Source organism: Phytobacter ursingii (assembly GCF_001022135.1).
Classification (GTDB): domain Bacteria; phylum Pseudomonadota; class Gammaproteobacteria; order Enterobacterales; family Enterobacteriaceae; genus Phytobacter; species Phytobacter ursingii.
In genome coordinates, this window is the sequence record NZ_CP011602.1 from 2,581,510 (window position 1) to 2,596,236 (window position 14,727).

At 55.0% G+C, this 14,727-nt stretch carries 18 protein-coding genes; 6 read left to right on the forward strand and 12 right to left on the reverse strand.

All coding sequences use genetic code 11. From position 1 onward, the window contains the following. Positions 1-67 precede the first annotated feature (67 nt). The 3 genes from ruvB to AB182_RS15645 form a co-directional block, all read right to left on the reverse strand. Positions 68-1,081, reverse strand: coding sequence for a Holliday junction branch migration DNA helicase RuvB (ruvB, locus tag AB182_RS15635; RefSeq protein WP_047370905.1), 1,014 nt, complete (start codon positions 1,079-1,081; stop codon positions 68-70). A gap of 8 nt (positions 1,082-1,089) precedes the next feature. Continuing rightward, positions 1,090-1,701, reverse strand: coding sequence for a Holliday junction branch migration protein RuvA (ruvA, locus tag AB182_RS15640; protein WP_047370906.1), 612 nt, complete (start codon positions 1,699-1,701; stop codon positions 1,090-1,092). Positions 1,702-1,810: 109 nt separating this feature from the next. Beyond that, positions 1,811-2,680 (reverse strand): SDR family oxidoreductase, encoded by an 870-nt coding sequence (locus AB182_RS15645; protein WP_047370907.1) that lies wholly within the window; start codon positions 2,678-2,680, stop codon positions 1,811-1,813. Positions 2,681-2,775: 95 nt separating this feature from the next. Here AB182_RS15645 and AB182_RS15650 point away from each other — a divergent pair, with 95 nt between their 5' ends. Then, entirely contained in the window at positions 2,776-3,618 is an 843-nt protein-coding gene (locus tag AB182_RS15650; RefSeq protein ID WP_047370908.1) for a helix-turn-helix transcriptional regulator, read from the forward strand. On the opposite strand, the gene ruvC is transcribed toward AB182_RS15650, so the two are convergent. From ruvC to aspS, 4 genes are all read right to left on the reverse strand, one after another. After that, complete coding sequence (gene ruvC / locus AB182_RS15655) at positions 3,590-4,111, reverse strand: crossover junction endodeoxyribonuclease RuvC (protein ID WP_047370909.1); 522 nt, start codon at positions 4,109-4,111, stop codon at positions 3,590-3,592. The genes AB182_RS15650 and ruvC overlap by 29 nt on opposite strands. Positions 4,112-4,145: 34 nt before the next feature. Next, the gene (locus AB182_RS15660; RefSeq protein ID WP_047370910.1) at positions 4,146-4,886 is read right to left on the reverse strand and encodes a YebC/PmpR family DNA-binding transcriptional regulator; all 741 of its coding nucleotides are present in this window, start codon (positions 4,884-4,886) and stop codon (positions 4,146-4,148) included. 26 nt (positions 4,887-4,912) lie between these two features. Next, positions 4,913-5,365 (reverse strand): dihydroneopterin triphosphate diphosphatase, encoded by a 453-nt coding sequence (gene nudB / locus AB182_RS15665; protein ID WP_047373324.1) that lies wholly within the window; start codon positions 5,363-5,365, stop codon positions 4,913-4,915. 117 nt (positions 5,366-5,482) lie between these two features. Then, on the reverse strand, positions 5,483-7,252 hold the full coding sequence (aspS, locus tag AB182_RS15670; protein WP_047370911.1) for an aspartate--tRNA ligase: 1,770 nt from the start codon (positions 7,250-7,252) through the stop codon (positions 5,483-5,485). Between the two features lie 268 nt (positions 7,253-7,520). Between aspS and AB182_RS15675 the strand changes: the two genes are divergently transcribed. The 5 genes from AB182_RS15675 to cmoB are packed head-to-tail and all read left to right on the forward strand — an operon-like array spanning position 7,521 to position 11,097. Next, positions 7,521-8,087 (forward strand): hydrolase, encoded by a 567-nt coding sequence (locus AB182_RS15675; RefSeq protein WP_047370912.1) that lies wholly within the window; start codon positions 7,521-7,523, stop codon positions 8,085-8,087. Continuing rightward, on the forward strand, positions 8,084-8,902 hold the full coding sequence (locus AB182_RS15680; RefSeq protein WP_047370913.1) for a DUF72 domain-containing protein: 819 nt from the start codon (positions 8,084-8,086) through the stop codon (positions 8,900-8,902). Before AB182_RS15675 ends, AB182_RS15680 begins: the two co-directional genes overlap by 4 nt. A 48-nt stretch (positions 8,903-8,950) precedes the next feature. After that, positions 8,951-9,346, forward strand: coding sequence for an MAPEG family protein (locus AB182_RS15685; protein WP_047370914.1), 396 nt, complete (start codon positions 8,951-8,953; stop codon positions 9,344-9,346). A gap of 39 nt (positions 9,347-9,385) precedes the next feature. Next, entirely contained in the window at positions 9,386-10,129 is a 744-nt protein-coding gene (gene cmoA, locus AB182_RS15690; RefSeq protein WP_047370915.1) for a carboxy-S-adenosyl-L-methionine synthase CmoA, read from the forward strand. After that, the gene (cmoB, locus tag AB182_RS15695; RefSeq protein WP_047370916.1) at positions 10,126-11,097 is read left to right on the forward strand and encodes a tRNA 5-methoxyuridine(34)/uridine 5-oxyacetic acid(34) synthase CmoB; all 972 of its coding nucleotides are present in this window, start codon (positions 10,126-10,128) and stop codon (positions 11,095-11,097) included. The genes cmoA and cmoB overlap by 4 nt, the downstream gene beginning before the upstream one ends. A 115-nt stretch (positions 11,098-11,212) precedes the next feature. Here cmoB and cutC read toward each other — a convergent pair whose 3' ends face one another. The 5 genes from cutC to AB182_RS15720 all read right to left on the reverse strand — a co-directional run bounded on the left by cutC (position 11,213) and on the right by AB182_RS15720 (position 14,726). Next, the gene (gene cutC / locus AB182_RS15700) at positions 11,213-11,956 is read right to left on the reverse strand and encodes a copper homeostasis protein CutC (RefSeq protein WP_047370917.1); all 744 of its coding nucleotides are present in this window, start codon (positions 11,954-11,956) and stop codon (positions 11,213-11,215) included. An 82-nt stretch (positions 11,957-12,038) separates the two neighbouring features. Beyond that, positions 12,039-12,599, reverse strand: a complete 561-nt coding sequence (locus tag AB182_RS15705) for a VOC family protein (RefSeq protein ID WP_047370918.1) — start codon at positions 12,597-12,599, stop codon at positions 12,039-12,041. Between the two features lie 108 nt (positions 12,600-12,707). Then, positions 12,708-13,667: a YbgA family protein gene (locus AB182_RS15710; protein WP_047370919.1), complete on the reverse strand. Its 960-nt coding sequence runs from the start codon at positions 13,665-13,667 to the stop codon at positions 12,708-12,710. Between the two features lie 13 nt (positions 13,668-13,680). Beyond that, positions 13,681-14,211, reverse strand: coding sequence for a DUF3833 domain-containing protein (locus AB182_RS15715; protein ID WP_047370920.1), 531 nt, complete (start codon positions 14,209-14,211; stop codon positions 13,681-13,683). Continuing rightward, entirely contained in the window at positions 14,208-14,726 is a 519-nt protein-coding gene (locus AB182_RS15720; RefSeq protein WP_047373325.1) for a hypothetical protein, read from the reverse strand. Before AB182_RS15720 ends, AB182_RS15715 begins: the two co-directional genes overlap by 4 nt. Position 14,727 lies beyond the last annotated feature (1 nt).

Consider the following 14,727-nt stretch of genomic DNA (forward strand, 5'->3'; position numbering starts at 1 on the left):
CCGAAACGCGTGTTTCGGCCTTTCTGCCATGCAGAATATCGCTAATGACGACGGATGCAGGAAAATCTCAGGGCATCTCAGGCGGTGTAATACCAAAGTGGTTCCATGCTCTGACCGTCGCCATGCGGCCACGCGGGGTACGTTGCAGGAAGCCTTGCTGAATGAGAAAAGGCTCCAGTACATCTTCAATGGTTTCGCGTTCTTCACCAATCGCGGCAGCAAGGTTATCCAGCCCCACCGGCCCACCAAAGAACTTGTCGATGACCGCCAGCAGCAGCTTGCGGTCCATGTAATCAAACCCTTCCGCGTCCACGTTCAGCATATCCAGCGCCTGGGAAGCGATATCATGCGTAATTGCGCCATCATGCTTCACTTCGGCAAAATCGCGCACCCGACGTAGCAGACGGTTAGCAATACGCGGCGTACCGCGCGAACGTCTCGCCACTTCCAGCGCGCCGTCTTCGCTCATCTCCAGTCCCATATAGCGTGCGCTACGCCCGACAATGTGCTGTAAATCCGCCACCTGATAAAACTCCAGCCGCTGCACAATACCGAAACGATCGCGCAACGGTGAGGTTAATGAACCGGCACGCGTGGTTGCGCCAATTAGCGTAAAGGGGGGCAAATCAATCTTGATTGAGCGCGCTGCCGGGCCTTCACCGATCATGATATCAAGCTGATAATCTTCCATTGCCGGGTAGAGGACTTCTTCAACCACCGGCGAGAGACGGTGTATTTCATCGATAAACAGTACGTCATGCGGTTCGAGGTTGGTGAGCATCGCCGCGAGATCGCCCGCTTTTTCCAGCACCGGGCCTGAGGTGGTTCGCAGATTGACGCCCATCTCGTTAGCAACAATGTTCGCGAGAGTAGTTTTACCCAACCCCGGGGGGCCAAATATCAACAAGTGATCCAGCGCGTCACCACGCAGCTTCGCCGCCTGAATAAAAATTTCCATTTGCGAGCGCACCTGCGGCTGCCCGACGTACTCCGCCAGTAATTTTGGCCGGATAGCGCGATCTGCAACCTCTTCTGCATTAATAACGCTGTCGGGGGAGACCAGACGGTCTGCTTCAATCATCCTTTACCTCACAACGCGGCGCGTAATGCTTCGCGGATCAGAGTTTCACTGTTGGCGCCCGGTTTGGCGATTTTGCTCACCATCCGGCTGGCTTCCTGAGGTTTATAGCCCAACGCCACCAGTGCGGCAACCGCTTCTTGTTCCGCATCATCTGTATTCGGGCTGGCGGGGGATGTCAGCACCAGATCGGCAGCTGGCGTGAACAGATCGCCATGTAAACCTTTAAAGCGGTCTTTCATTTCGACAATCAGTCGCTCTGCCGTCTTCTTGCCGATACCCGGCAGTTTAATCAACGCCGCAGGGTCTTCGCGTTCCACGGCATTCACAAATTGTTGCGCGTTCATGCCGGAAAGGATAGCCAGCGCCAGTTTTGGCCCTACGCCGTTGGTCTTAATCAGTTCACGAAATAGCGTGCGCTCTTGCTTATTGTTAAAACCAAACAGCAGATGCGCATCTTCACGCACCACAAAATGGGTGAAGACAACGGCTTCCTTTCCCGCCTCCGGCAGTTCATAGAAGCAGGTCATCGGCATATGCACTTCGTAGCCCACGCCTCCGACTTCCATCAGGACTAAAGGGGGCTGTTTTTCCAGAATAATGCCTCTGAGTCTGCCTATCACATGACGCTCCTGCGTTAATGGCCGAAGTAAGAATGCTGTATCATAAAAAAAGGCTGGATAGATATCCAGCCGCTTATTGATGAAAAGCGAAGTGCGTTGACTTACTGGCCTAATATTCCGCCTGGGCGAGGTCGGCAAACAGCGTCGGATGCGTCGGGTTCCAGCCCAATACCGTACGCGTCTGTTCACTGCTTGCGGCCATATCGAGACAAGCAAAATCAGCAAACCAGCCAAAATGGTCCCTCGCCCGCGGCTCAGCAGGTATCCCCAGGTGGTTACCGATAGCCTGCGCAATATCGCGAAACAGGATCCCATCTTCCGCCGCCGCATGATAGACCGCCTGGGTAACCCCCGTCTCCAGCGCTAACCGATAAAGCCTGGCGGCATCCCGGCGATGCACAGCCGCCCAGCGGTTCTCCACGTCCTCAGGCCAGGCCGAGACGCCTGTTTGCTTCGCAAGCCCCATCAGGATGGGAATAAATCCGTGATCGCCCACGCCGTGGACCGTGGGTGACAGCCGTACCGTTGCTGTCCGCACGCCCTTTTCCGCCAGTGCACGCACCGCAGGCTCAGAGCGGCGTGGATACGACGGCGCCACAAACGGCAGGTCATTTTCTGTCGCCAGACGCCCCGGGGCAATCATCGCCAGCCCGGAGGTCACCAGCAGAGGACGGTCGCTGCCGCGTAACGCATCCCCCAGAACCTGGATGGCGCGCTCATCCTGTGCGCAATTCTCGCTAAAGCGTGAAAAGTCATGGTTAAAGGCGGTATGGATAACCGCATCCGCACGGTCTGCGCCGTTATGCAATAGTTGATGATCGTCCAGCGTTCCGGTCACCACCTGTGCGCCCAACGCCACCAGCGCCTGCGCTTTTTCCGCATTGCGCACCAGCCCGGTCACGTGATGCCCGGCGGCCAGCAGATCCTCAGCGACGGCTGAACCGACCCAGCCAGACGCCCCCGTCAGAAAAACATGCATAGCTCACTCCCCTTTTGTTGACTCATCACGTGATAGTGATGAATATCCTCAGAGGTGAAAAGTAGTGACATTATCGTGGTATAAGGACTAACAGGATGCAGCGCGATACCCGTCCCACAGAGTTAGGCGATTACCTCAAACACCGCCGTGCGCGTCTTGACCCGGATGCGCTTGGCTTTCATACCGGTCGACGCCGCACCCCCGGATTACGCCGTGAAGAGGTGGCGCACCTGGCCTGTATTAGTGCCACCTGGTACACCTGGCTCGAACAGGGGCGCGGCGGTACGCCCTCAGCAGAGGTACTGGAGCGCTTATGCCACGCCTTACAACTTAGCCCACCCGAACGTGAGCATGTTTTCCATCTGGCGCTCGGTCGCGCCCCTGAGGTGCGTTATACCCCGTCGCTGGCCGTCACGGCGCGGCTGCAAAAAGTGCTGGATTGCATGACGCTCAGCCCGGCGATGATCCGCACCGCGACCTGGTGTGTTCTGGCGTGGAATCAGCCCGCCGCCGTAGTGCTGACCGATTATGCAAAGTTGCCCCATACCGAGCGCAATATTTTGCGGCGTATCTTTCTCGACCCGCAGGTGCGTGAGGTCCAGGCAGACTGGGAAGGCCTGGCACAGTCGCTGGTCGCCGCTTTTCGCGCGGATGCCACCCGCTCAGGCGCAACAGCAGAAGTGAAACCGCTCATAGATGAATTGATGGCCGCATCGCCGCTGTTTGCCGAGCTCTGGCGCAGCAATACCATCGACACGATGGGTGAAGGCACAAAAGTGTTGATCCATCGCGAGGCGGGGAGATTATCGCTGGAGTATTCGAGTTTTGCCGTTGAAGGGCAGCCGGACCTGACGATGATCGTTTACAACCCCTCAACGCCAGAGGATGCCCAAAAGATCAGCGCATTACTTAGCGCAGCCGGCCGCGCGCCAGATTAAGCCGGGTATCGCTCATCTGCATTGCGTTCTGGCTGACATGGCAATGGGTGATAGCAATCGCCAGCGCATCGGCGGCATCCGCCTGCGGGTTCGCCGGAAGTTTCAGCAAGGTGCGCACCATATGCTGAACCTGGCTTTTCTCGGCGCTGCCAATTCCCACTACGGTTTGTTTGACCTGGCGGGCCGCATATTCAAACACGGGCAGATCCTGGTTTACAGCAGCCACAATGGCCACGCCGCGAGCCTGCCCAAGCTTAAGCGCAGAATCGGCGTTTTTTGCCATAAAGACTTGTTCAATCGCGAAATAATCAGGCTGGAACTGGGTGATGATTTCCGTCACACCGGCATATATTAATTTCAGGCGCGACGGTAAATCATCAACTTTGGTACGGATGCATCCGCTGCCCAGGTAGGTCAGTTGCCTGCCTACCTGGCGAATCACACCGTAACCGGTTACGCGTGATCCCGGGTCGATACCGAGAATGACAGCCATCACGCGTCTCCAGTTATTGCGATAAGTGGCCTCATCACAGAGTAGCCGCAACCTCGTCAGAAATTTCACCGTTATGGTAAACTTCCTGGACATCGTCGCAATCTTCCAGCATATCGATCAAACGCAGCAGTTTCGGTGCGGTTTCCGCATCCATATCCGCTTTGGTTGACGGGATCATGGAGACTTCGGCGTTGTCGGCTTTCAGACCTGCGGCTTCCAGCGCATCGCGCACAGCGCCCATCTCTTCCCATGCGGTATAAACGTCAATGGCACCGTCATCGAAGGTCACAACGTCTTCTGCGCCCGCTTCCAGGGCGGCTTCCATGATAGTGTCTTCGTCGCCTTTCTCGAAAGAGATCACGCCTTTTTTGCTGAACAGGTAGGAAACGGAGCCGTCAGTGCCCAGGTTACCACCGGTTTTGGTAAAGGCATGGCGCACTTCGGCAACGGTACGGTTACGGTTGTCAGACAGACATTCCACCATCACCGCTGTGCCACCAGGACCGTAACCTTCATAAATGATGGTTTCCATGTTCGCGTCTTCATCACCGCCCACGCCACGTGCGATAGCACGGTTCAGGGTGTCACGGGTCATGTTGTTCGACAGCGCTTTATCCACCGCCGCACGCAGACGCGGGTTGGAACCGATATCGCCGCCGCCAAGGCGCGCTGCGGTAACCAGCTCACGAATAATTTTGGTAAAGATTTTACCGCGCTTGGCATCCTGTGCCGCTTTGCGGTGTTTGGTGTTGGCCCATTTACTGTGACCTGCCATAAGAAACTCTCCACTTAACCGTTGATTTATACGGCATGAATTACAAATTCTTCAATCGCCTGCCGGTTGCTCCATGACTTGGTTAACGCGGCCGCTTGCGGCGCATCAACCCAGCGGTAAGCCAGATGTTCAGTGAACACGACCGACCGTTCATGAGGTAGCGCAAGACAGAACCAGGATTCGGTATTGCGCACCACGCCAGGGGCATAGCGATGACGTAAATGTTCAAAAATTTCAAACTCCACCGTGCGCTGACAGTCAATTAAGGCCAGTTGCTCAGTCGCAACGTCAATGGCGACCTCTTCCTTTACTTCACGCGCGGCGGCTTGCGATGCGGACTCCCCCTCCTCCAGGCTGCCGGTAACCGACTGCCAGAAATCGGGATCGTCGCGTCGCTGCAACATCAGCACCCGCTTTGTGTCCTGAGCATAAATAACGACCAGCACAGAAACGGGATGCTTATACACTTTATCTTTCACGCTGCCTCTTTGTTGGCTGCCTTCGTTCATCCCATTCGCATAGTTATCTATGCCCATTGGAGTTCACTCAGTTGCCGCCGTGATGCAGCGGGAAGGATGTCGTGTATATAAGCCATATCAGTTTTTCTCTTCCTTTTTCACCACTTCGATACCCAGTTCCGCCAGGGAGGCCGGGTTAGCAAAGCTCGGTGCTTCGGTCATCAGACACGCAGCCGCGGTGGTTTTCGGGAAGGCAATAACGTCACGAATGTTGTCGGTACCGGTCAGCAGCATGGTCAGACGATCCAGACCAAATGCCAGACCTGCGTGCGGCGGGGTACCAAATTTCAGCGCATCCAGCAGGAAGCCGAACTTCTCGCGCTGTTCCTGTTCAGTAATGCCCAGAATGCCGAACACGGTCTGCTGCATGTCACCACGGTGAATACGCACAGAACCACCGCCCACTTCGTAGCCGTTGATCACCATGTCGTACGCGTTCGCGACCGCATCTTCCGGTGCGGCTTTCAGCTCATCCGCCGTCATGTCTTTCGGTGAGGTGAACGGATGGTGCATCGCGGTCAGGCCGCCTTCGCCGTCATCTTCAAACATCGGGAAGTCGATAACCCACAGCGGTGCCCATTTGTTCTCATCGGTCAGGTTCAGATCCTTACCGAGTTTCAGACGCAGCGCCCCCAACGCATCAGCAACCACTTTCTTGTGGTCTGCGCCGAAGAAAATCATGTCGCCATCTTGCGCGCCGGTACGCTCCAGAATCGCTTCGACAATGTCCGCAGTCAGGAATTTCGCCACCGGGCTGTTGATACCTTCCATGCCTTTCGCGCGTTCGGTCACTTTAATGTAAGCCAGGCCTTTCGCGCCGTAGATCTTCACAAAGTTGCCGTATTCATCAATCAACTTACGGGTCAGAGACGCACCGCCAGGAACGCGCAGTGCGGCAACACGGCCTTTCGCATCGTTAGCCGGACCGGCAAACACCGCAAACTCAACGTTTTTCAGCAGGTCGGCCACGTCCACCAGTTCCATTGGGTTACGCAGGTCCGGTTTATCGGAACCGTAACGACGCTCCGCTTCGGCGAAAGTCATGATCGGGAACTGGCCGAGGTCCACACCTTTAATGTCCAGCCACAGGTTGCGGATCAGTTCTTCCATCACTTCGCGCACCTGCGGTGCGGTCATGAAGGAAGTTTCCACGTCGATCTGGGTGAATTCTGGCTGACGGTCAGCGCGCAGATCTTCATCACGGAAGCATTTCACAATCTGATAGTAGCGATCGAAGCCGGACATCATCAGCAGCTGTTTGAACAGCTGTGGAGACTGCGGCAGCGCGTAGAATTTGCCTTTATGTACGCGTGAAGGCACCAGATAGTCGCGCGCGCCTTCCGGCGTCGCTTTGGTCAGCATCGGGGTTTCGATATCAAGGAAACCGTGGTCATCCATAAAACGACGCACGAAGCTGGTAATTTTGGCGCGGGTTTTCAGGCGCTGAGCCATTTCCGGACGACGCAGGTCCAGATAGCGATATTTCAGGCGCGCTTCTTCGGTATTGACCTGGTTGGAATCCAGCGGCAGCGGCTCAGAGCGGTTGATAATGGTCAGTTCGGTGGCAAACACTTCCACTTCGCCAGTCGCCATATCGCTGTTGACGTTTTTTTCGTCACGAGCACGCACGGTGCCGGTCACCACGATGCAGAACTCATTACGCAGTTCGGAAGCCAGTTTGAAGGCTTCGGCGTCCGGGTCGAAGAACACCTGGACGATGCCTTCACGATCACGCATATCAATAAAAATGAGGCTGCCGAGATCACGACGACGATTGACCCAACCACACAGAGTCACCTGCTGCCCCACGTGGGACTTACGCAACTGTCCGCAATATTCTGTACGCATGAGATATCCCTTAACTTTGCCGCAGGCTGATTGTTGCCTGCCGTGCAGGCGACGATGTCGCAGCTTTAGCTGAATGTCACAACTGGATGAAAAAAGGCGGCTATTATACTGGAAATAATGGCACACGATAAGCCCGATACCGCCTGTACGCGCGTTTGCTGCGCACGCTTAGTGCGTATTCTCACAAAAATTAACAAAATTTGTAAACCGGGTGCAGCAGGATACCGCGTAAGGTAAGTGCGACCTCATTCTTTTTTCAGGAGTTATCATGCTTGAACTTAATGCTGCCCACACCGCCCTGGTGGTTATCGATTTACAGGAAGGTATTCTGCCGTTTGCCGGTGGTCCGCACAGCGCTGAGGATGTGGTGAAACGTGCAGCGACGCTGGCTGAGGCGTTTCGCGCCAATAATGCACCGGTGATTCTGGTTCGTGTTGGCTGGTCCGCCGATTTTGCCGAAGCGCTAAAACAGCCGGTCGATGTGCAGGCGGGCGGCCACGCGCTGCCGGAAAACTGGTGGACGTATCCGCTGGCGCTGGGCAAGAAAGAGAGTGACATTGAGGTCACTAAGCGCCAGTGGGGCGCATTCTACGGTACCGATCTTGAGCTGCAACTGCGCCGTCGCGGTATCGACACCATCGTCCTGTGCGGGATTTCCACGAACATCGGTGTGGAATCCACCGCCCGCAACGCCTGGGAACTGGGCTTTAAGCTGGTGGTTGCGGAAGACGCCTGCTCTGCTGCCAGCAGCGAACAGCACCAGGGCAGTATGAAAAATATCTTCCCGCGGATTGGCCGCGTGCGCAGCACCCAGGAGATCCTGAGCGCATTATGATTTATCTTGGCCTGCCGCAATGGTCGCACCCGAAATGGGTGCGCCTTGGCATCACCAGCCTTGAAGAGTACGCCCGCCACTTTAATTGCGTGGAGGGCAATACCACGCTATATGCACTGCCGAAGGCCGAGATTGTCCAGCGCTGGTACCATCAAACCCACGATGCTTTTCGCTTTTGCTTTAAATTTCCGGCGACCATTTCCCATCAGGCCTCGCTGCGCCAGTGCAGCGATTTGACGCAGGAATTTTTCACCCGTCTTGCGCCACTGGAAACGCGTATCGGTCAGTACTGGTTACAACTGCCCGCTACCTTTGGTCCGCGCGATCTGCCGGCATTGTGGGCATTTCTGGATAGCCTTCCGGCTGATTTCACCTACGGCGTTGAAGTGCGTCACCCGGAGTTTTTCGCCAAAGGCGAGACGGAACTGTCGCTTTACCGCGGCCTGCACCAGCGCGGCGTCAACCGGGTTATTCTTGATAGCCGCCCCATTCACAGCGCCATCCCGAATAGCGAAGCGGTGATTGATGCACAACGCAAGAAGCCCAAATTGCCGGTACATGCCCTGGTGACTGCGCAAAACCCATTAATCCGCTTTATCGGTAGTGACGACATGGAACAGAACCGTCAATTATTCAGCGTCTGGCTGGAGAAGCTGCCGCAATGGGAACAGCAGACCACGCCATATCTGTTTTTGCATACTCCCGATAACGGTCAATCACCGGAACTCGTGGACATACTGTGGAAAGATCTTCAGCGGGCACTGCCGTCACTGGGCACTGCTCCGCCCATTCCGCTGCAATCTTCTCTTTTCTGAATGGATTACTTATCATTGTAAAGCCATCCGCGTATAAAGGGAGTTTGTATGGTAAGCGCGCTGTATGCCGTGCTGGGTGCGTTACTGCTCATTAAGTTTTCATTTGATGTTGTGCGTCTGCGCATGCAATACCGCGTCAGCTATGGCGACGGTGGATTCAGCGAGTTGCAAAGCGCCATCCGTATTCACGGCAACGCGGTGGAATACATTCCGCTGGCGTTGGTGTTGCTATTATTTATGGAGATGAACGGCGCTGAAACCTGGATGGTTCACGTGTGCGGCATCCTGCTTATTGCCGGACGCTTAATGCATTACTACGGGCTTCATCACCGACAGCTGAGCTGGCGCCGTTCCGGTATGAGCGCGACCTGGAGTTCACTACTGCTGATGGTGGTTGCAAACTTGTGGTATATGCCCTGGGAGTTGGTTTTCTCCCTGCATTAGCGCACAATACGCCACTTTGTTTTCCCGGATGTTTACATTATGTCTAACCGCGACATGCTTTTTTCCGCGCCTATCGCCAGCCTGGGCGACTGGACCTTTGACGAACGGGTTGCCGAAGTCTTCCCGGATATGATCCAGCGCTCCGTACCGGGTTACTCCAATATTATCTCGATGATCGGCATGCTGGCGGAGCGTTTCGTTCAGCCGCAGACGCAGATTTACGATCTGGGCTGCTCTTTAGGTGCTGCGACACTTTCCGTGCGCCGTAATATCCATCACGACGGCTGCAAAATTATTGCCGTTGATAACTCGCCTGCTATGGTTGAACGCTGCCGCCGTCATCTTGATGCGTATAAAGCACCGACGCCGGTCGAGGTTATCGAAGGCGATATTCGCGATATCGCTATTGAAAACGCGTCCATGGTAGTGCTGAATTTTACCCTGCAGTTCCTTGTGCCAGATGAACGTCAGGCGCTGCTGGATAAGATTTATCAGGGGCTGAATCCTGGCGGCGCGCTGGTGTTGTCGGAAAAATTCAGTTTTGAAGATGCCAACGTCGGCGAACTGTTATTCAACATGCACCATGACTTTAAACGCGCCAACGGTTACAGCGAGCTGGAAATCAGCCAGAAGCGTAGCATGCTGGAAAATGTGATGCTGACGGATTCAGTCGAAAAGCATAAATCCCGCCTGCAACAGGCCGGTTTTGAACACAGTGAAGTCTGGTTCCAGTGCTTCAATTTTGGTTCGCTGATTGCCCTGAAAGCGGGTGACGCGGCATGATTACGTTCGACCGTTTTTATCAGCAAATCGCCGTCAGTCCCCTGTCGCACTGGTTAGAAACCCTGCCAGCACAGATTGCCGCCTGGCAACGTGAACAGCTTCATGGTCAGTTCAAACAGTGGACTAACGCCGTCAATTTCTTACCGGAGCTGACACCATCGCATCTCGATTTGCTTAATAGCGTCACTGCTGAAAGCGAAATGCCGTTAAGCGCGGGTCAACTGACGCGCATGGAAACCCTGCTGCGCCACCTGATGCCATGGCGTAAAGGGCCTTACTCTCTTTATGGCATCAATATCGACACTGAATGGCGTTCCGACTGGAAATGGGATCGCGTGCTGCCGCATCTGTCTGATTTGCAGGGTCGGACGATCCTCGATGTAGGCTGCGGCAGTGGCTACCATATGTGGCGCATGATTGGCGCGGGGGCAAAGCTGGCGGTGGGTATCGACCCCACACAGTTGTTCCTGTGTCAGTTTGAAGCAGTGCGTAAGCTGTTAGGTGATGATCGTCGCGCCCATTTATTGCCGTTGGGTATTGAGCAACTTCCGGCGCTGAACGCCTTCGATACCGTTTTTTCAATGGGTGTGCTGTATCACCGCCGCTCGCCGCTGGAACACCTCTGGCAGTTGAAAGATCAACTGGTGAAAGACGGTGAACTGGTACTGGAAACGCTGGTGGTCGAAGGTGATGAGCATACTGTTCTGGTGCCGGGTGACCGCTATGCACAAATGCGTAATGTTTACTTTATTCCTTCGGCGGCGGCGCTGAAAAACTGGCTTGAGAAGTGCGGCTTTGTTGATGTCCGTATCGCCGATATCTGCCCGACCACCACAGAAGAACAGCGCGGTACGTCCTGGATGGTGACGGAATCGCTGGCTGATTTCCTTGATCCAAATGACAACTCGAAGACCATTGAAGGCTACCCGGCCCCGGTACGCGCCGTGTTAATTGCACGTAAACCGTGACAAGTGACAAAGCCCTTTCGCCAAAACATATAGACAAAAAAAGGCCCCTGTTAATGGCAGGGGCCTGGTACGAGCAAGCATCATATTGGGCGACATGATGCGCGGTAAAAACGGGTTATGGGCGATGCTGAACAATCATTGTCTTCATCACCGCCACTGCCTCGCCGTCCACACCATAGCGCGAATACTCATCCGCAGCGGCGTCCGACGACATGGACAATCCTTTATTGCGATAACGCATGGGCGACGGTGTCCAGATACCTGCCGAGCTGTGAACTTCTTTCACACCCGCGTCAAGAAAACGCTGCAGGTTCGCTGCACGGACACCCGCACCAGCCATAATGATTGGAACACCTGAATGGGTATTTAGTTCCATAATTAATGAAAGACCTTTTTCTGCGCTCGCCTGCTGACCCGATGTCAGGATGCGGGAAATCCCTAAATCCCCTAATTTTTCAGCAGTTTCAAGCGGTTTTGCGCACATATCGAAAGCGCGATGAAAAGTCACCGCCATGTCCCCTGCCGCCTCAATAATCTGCTGCATACGCGGCATATCAACATTGCCGTCCTCATCCAGTACGCCAGTCACCATTCCCGGGAAACCCAGTTCGCGGATGGTCTGGATATCGTCAAGCATGGCGGAGAACTCATCGTCGGCGTAGCAAAAATCGCCTCCGCGCGGACGCACAATCGGATGCACAGGGATGGTCACCCGCTGACGGGCGGCTTTAAGCATCCCGAGCGAGGGTGTCAGCCCCCCTTCTTTCGGCGCAGCGCACAGTTCAATGCGGTCGGCCCCATTTTTCTGCGCGATCTCCGCACTGGTTGCGCTATAGCAACATATCTCCAGTAATGTCATCTCTTCTCTCTTTAAGATGTAGCCTTCTCAGCATGGCATTTTCTGACAACCTGCATACGGAGCCGCCTCACAGAGCGAAATTCTATTGCTCGCTGGCGACAATCTCTTCTATCGACCAGGGGTGAAATTTGACGGTGACTTTACCATCCGTCACGGCAAGCGTGGGGTTTGGCAGACGCTCACGATCGCCCTTTGGCGAACTGGTCTTCACCACAATCCCCGGCTGGCTCAACCCTTCATCCGATAGCAGCGCCAGTGCGCGAGCATTGAGGGTTTCCGGTTCACCCTTCAGGACTATTTCGATATGCTCCCATCCCTCATGCGGATAACGTTTTTCCCCAGGCCATGGCAGTTCAACCACGGTAAATGCCCAGTGCGCTACCTGCACTGGCTGAGATAAGGTGAACAGGCAGATAGGTCGGCCATTAATAAGGTTTTCTGAGAGCAGCTTGCCGCACTGTTCAAAGCCGCGACGCCAGCGTTCAGCCGTCGCATTCTGATGGCAGCGCAGCGAGATATGGTCAGCATTGAGGTCACGGATATCCAGGCCCAGTCGGCTTACAAGGTGTGTCAGATCCTCAATGAAACGCGGGAGATCTGCAGCAATATCCTGCAGTTCGTCGATATGTTGCCAGCCAGCCATTATTTATTCCCATGCGATGAATTCGGGCGATACTTTACCGTGTTATGCGCCTGTCACCAACTCAGGTCGTGCAGTGGCGCCGCCGGACATAAACGCCACTGCCGAATATCATTTCAGATTGAGGCGAAGCCCTAAATCGTTGGGATAGGGATTGAAATAGTTTTGTGCCAGCAGATACTGGTCTGGATATTCACCAAGATAATGTTTGAGCAATGTTATGGGGGCCAGGATCGGCAGCAACCCTGCGCGGTAATGCAGAATCACCTCTCGCAGCTCGCCACGCTGACGCGGCGTAAGCTGGTTGCGAAAATAGCCCTGAATGTGCATCAGCACGTTAGTATGGTTTTTGCGGGACGCCGGATGTTTGAGGATCGCCATCAGTTTTTCCCGGTAAGCGTCGAAAAACGCATCCAGATTGTCCCACTGAGAAAGTGACGCGACAAACGGTCCGATTTCACGATATCCTGCCTGATGATGCGCCAGTAGCTGGAGTTTGTAGCGACTGTGAAAATCGAGCAGGCTGTGACGGGTCAGGCCTCGTTCCCGCAGGGTATTGAGCTCATGCAAAGCGAATACCCGCTCCACAAAGTTCTCTCGCAATACCGGGTCGTGCAGGCGACCATCTTCCTCGACCGGCAGCCACGGGTACGCTGCGAGTAACGCACCGGTGAAACGCCCCACGCCCTCTTTGCGCCCTCGCCCCCCTTTTTCATCATACAGTCGCACACGTTCCATACCGCAACTCGGTGATTTCGCGCAGACGATAAAGCCAGCCAGTTCAGCCACCCGCGGCAGATACGCTGCGGTGAAGTCATCTATTTTTTGTGTGACGTCCTCATTCGGCGCCTGGCTAAAACGCATCCGGGTCTCTCCGCTGGCGGTCTGAACCAGACGCAATGCCGGTCGGGGGACGGGTAGCCCCATGGCCATTTCCGGGCAAACAGGGCTAAACGTCACCCACTGGGCAAGTTCGTCCATCACAAAGCCCATGCGCTTATGCCCGCCATCGAAACGCACGGCCGAGCCGGTCAAACAGCCGCTGATACCAATCGTCGGTTGAGTTTTCATACCCCTCTCCTTTTTATTGTGCTTTTCGGGTGAAAAAGAGCGTGACCGTTGCAACGGTAATGCCGAATTTCTTCATGGCAGTTTTGTTGAAGAGGTGTGTATCGTCCTGCAGATACATCCAGTCATCAAAGTGTAGCAGCCAGGTACTCCCGTCAGCCTTCACGTTCATGCTGTAGCGCCAGTTGAAGGCATTGCCTGCCGCCTGACCGCGTGCGACACCTTCAATATCTCCGGCCGTCCCTTCGTAGCGATCGTTACCGATACGCCGTATATGCCACACCCGCTGCTGTTTTTCGCCATCGTCATAGACAAAGTTTTCGTTGAGCGTCAGCGTATCGCCCACCACGTCGCCCTGTATGTCAACATGGAAACGACGCAACTGTTTGCCACTGCGATCTTGTACCATGCCCCAGGCTTCAGTCTTGCCACGAAAATAGTGAAAAATATCGAGCTGTGGCTGTTGATGCTGGTAGTCATTTATCTCGCTACTACAGCCTGTCAGCATTAAGAGCAGCGTCAACCCAAGCGCCAGAATGCGTTTCATTTTTCACCTCCGATGAGCTGCTGACGCAGCGTGGGGTATTGCGTATGCGGATCGAGCCAGATGGCAAGAAAGTTGATACTGAACGCCAGGGATTGCTGAGGGCCCAGCGGAGTAAAGGTTTTTTCCGCCGCCGATGCGCGATACCAGAACTGTCCTCGTTTCTCACGAAGAACAAACGCCAGTTGCGTGCCGGAACTGACATCCGGCCAGAGGGTGGCAAGGGTGTGTAGCCAGGTCTCGCTCTGCGCTTCCCGCGTCAGTATTCCCAGCGACTGCCACTGTTCGCGCGTCGCATCGACCAGTTCATCGCGCGTAATATCCCGTGCGTAAGTAAGGATTAACGCCTGGTCCTGATCTGCTGCGATATACCGCCCCTGCGGTGTGCGTAGTTGCGAGGTATAAACGGTAAAGGGACCCCAGGTTAAGGTAGCGTCACCGGTTTTGCGCCAGCTTAACCAGTCAGCGGCACTGGCTAAGGGAGCGGCGGCTATCAGCAAAAGCAGAGCAAAGCGCAGA

Excerpts from the sequence above, each read along its gene's own strand:
- cmoA (WP_047370915.1), top strand. The coding sequence starts at position 9,386 with ATGTCTAACCGCGACATGCTTTTTTCCGCGCCTATCGCCAGCCTGGGC.
- AB182_RS15675 (WP_047370912.1), top strand. The coding sequence starts at position 7,521 with ATGCTTGAACTTAATGCTGCCCACACCGCCCTGGTGGTTATCGATTTA.
- aspS (WP_047370911.1), bottom strand. The coding sequence starts at position 7,252 with ATGCGTACAGAATATTGCGGACAGTTGCGTAAGTCCCACGTGGGGCAG.
- AB182_RS15650 (WP_047370908.1), top strand. The coding sequence starts at position 2,776 with ATGCAGCGCGATACCCGTCCCACAGAGTTAGGCGATTACCTCAAACAC.
- AB182_RS15660 (WP_047370910.1), bottom strand. The coding sequence starts at position 4,886 with ATGGCAGGTCACAGTAAATGGGCCAACACCAAACACCGCAAAGCGGCA.
- ruvC (WP_047370909.1), bottom strand. The coding sequence starts at position 4,111 with ATGGCTGTCATTCTCGGTATCGACCCGGGATCACGCGTAACCGGTTAC.
- cmoB (WP_047370916.1), top strand. The coding sequence starts at position 10,126 with ATGATTACGTTCGACCGTTTTTATCAGCAAATCGCCGTCAGTCCCCTG.
- AB182_RS15715 (WP_047370920.1), bottom strand. The coding sequence starts at position 14,211 with ATGAAACGCATTCTGGCGCTTGGGTTGACGCTGCTCTTAATGCTGACA.
- AB182_RS15705 (WP_047370918.1), bottom strand. The coding sequence starts at position 12,599 with ATGGCTGGCTGGCAACATATCGACGAACTGCAGGATATTGCTGCAGAT.
- AB182_RS15685 (WP_047370914.1), top strand. The coding sequence starts at position 8,951 with ATGGTAAGCGCGCTGTATGCCGTGCTGGGTGCGTTACTGCTCATTAAG.
- AB182_RS15710 (WP_047370919.1), bottom strand. The coding sequence starts at position 13,667 with ATGAAAACTCAACCGACGATTGGTATCAGCGGCTGTTTGACCGGCTCG.
- AB182_RS15645 (WP_047370907.1), bottom strand. The coding sequence starts at position 2,680 with ATGCATGTTTTTCTGACGGGGGCGTCTGGCTGGGTCGGTTCAGCCGTC.
- cutC (WP_047370917.1), bottom strand. The coding sequence starts at position 11,956 with ATGACATTACTGGAGATATGTTGCTATAGCGCAACCAGTGCGGAGATC.
- ruvB (WP_047370905.1), bottom strand. The coding sequence starts at position 1,081 with ATGATTGAAGCAGACCGTCTGGTCTCCCCCGACAGCGTTATTAATGCA.
- AB182_RS15680 (WP_047370913.1), top strand. The coding sequence starts at position 8,084 with ATGATTTATCTTGGCCTGCCGCAATGGTCGCACCCGAAATGGGTGCGC.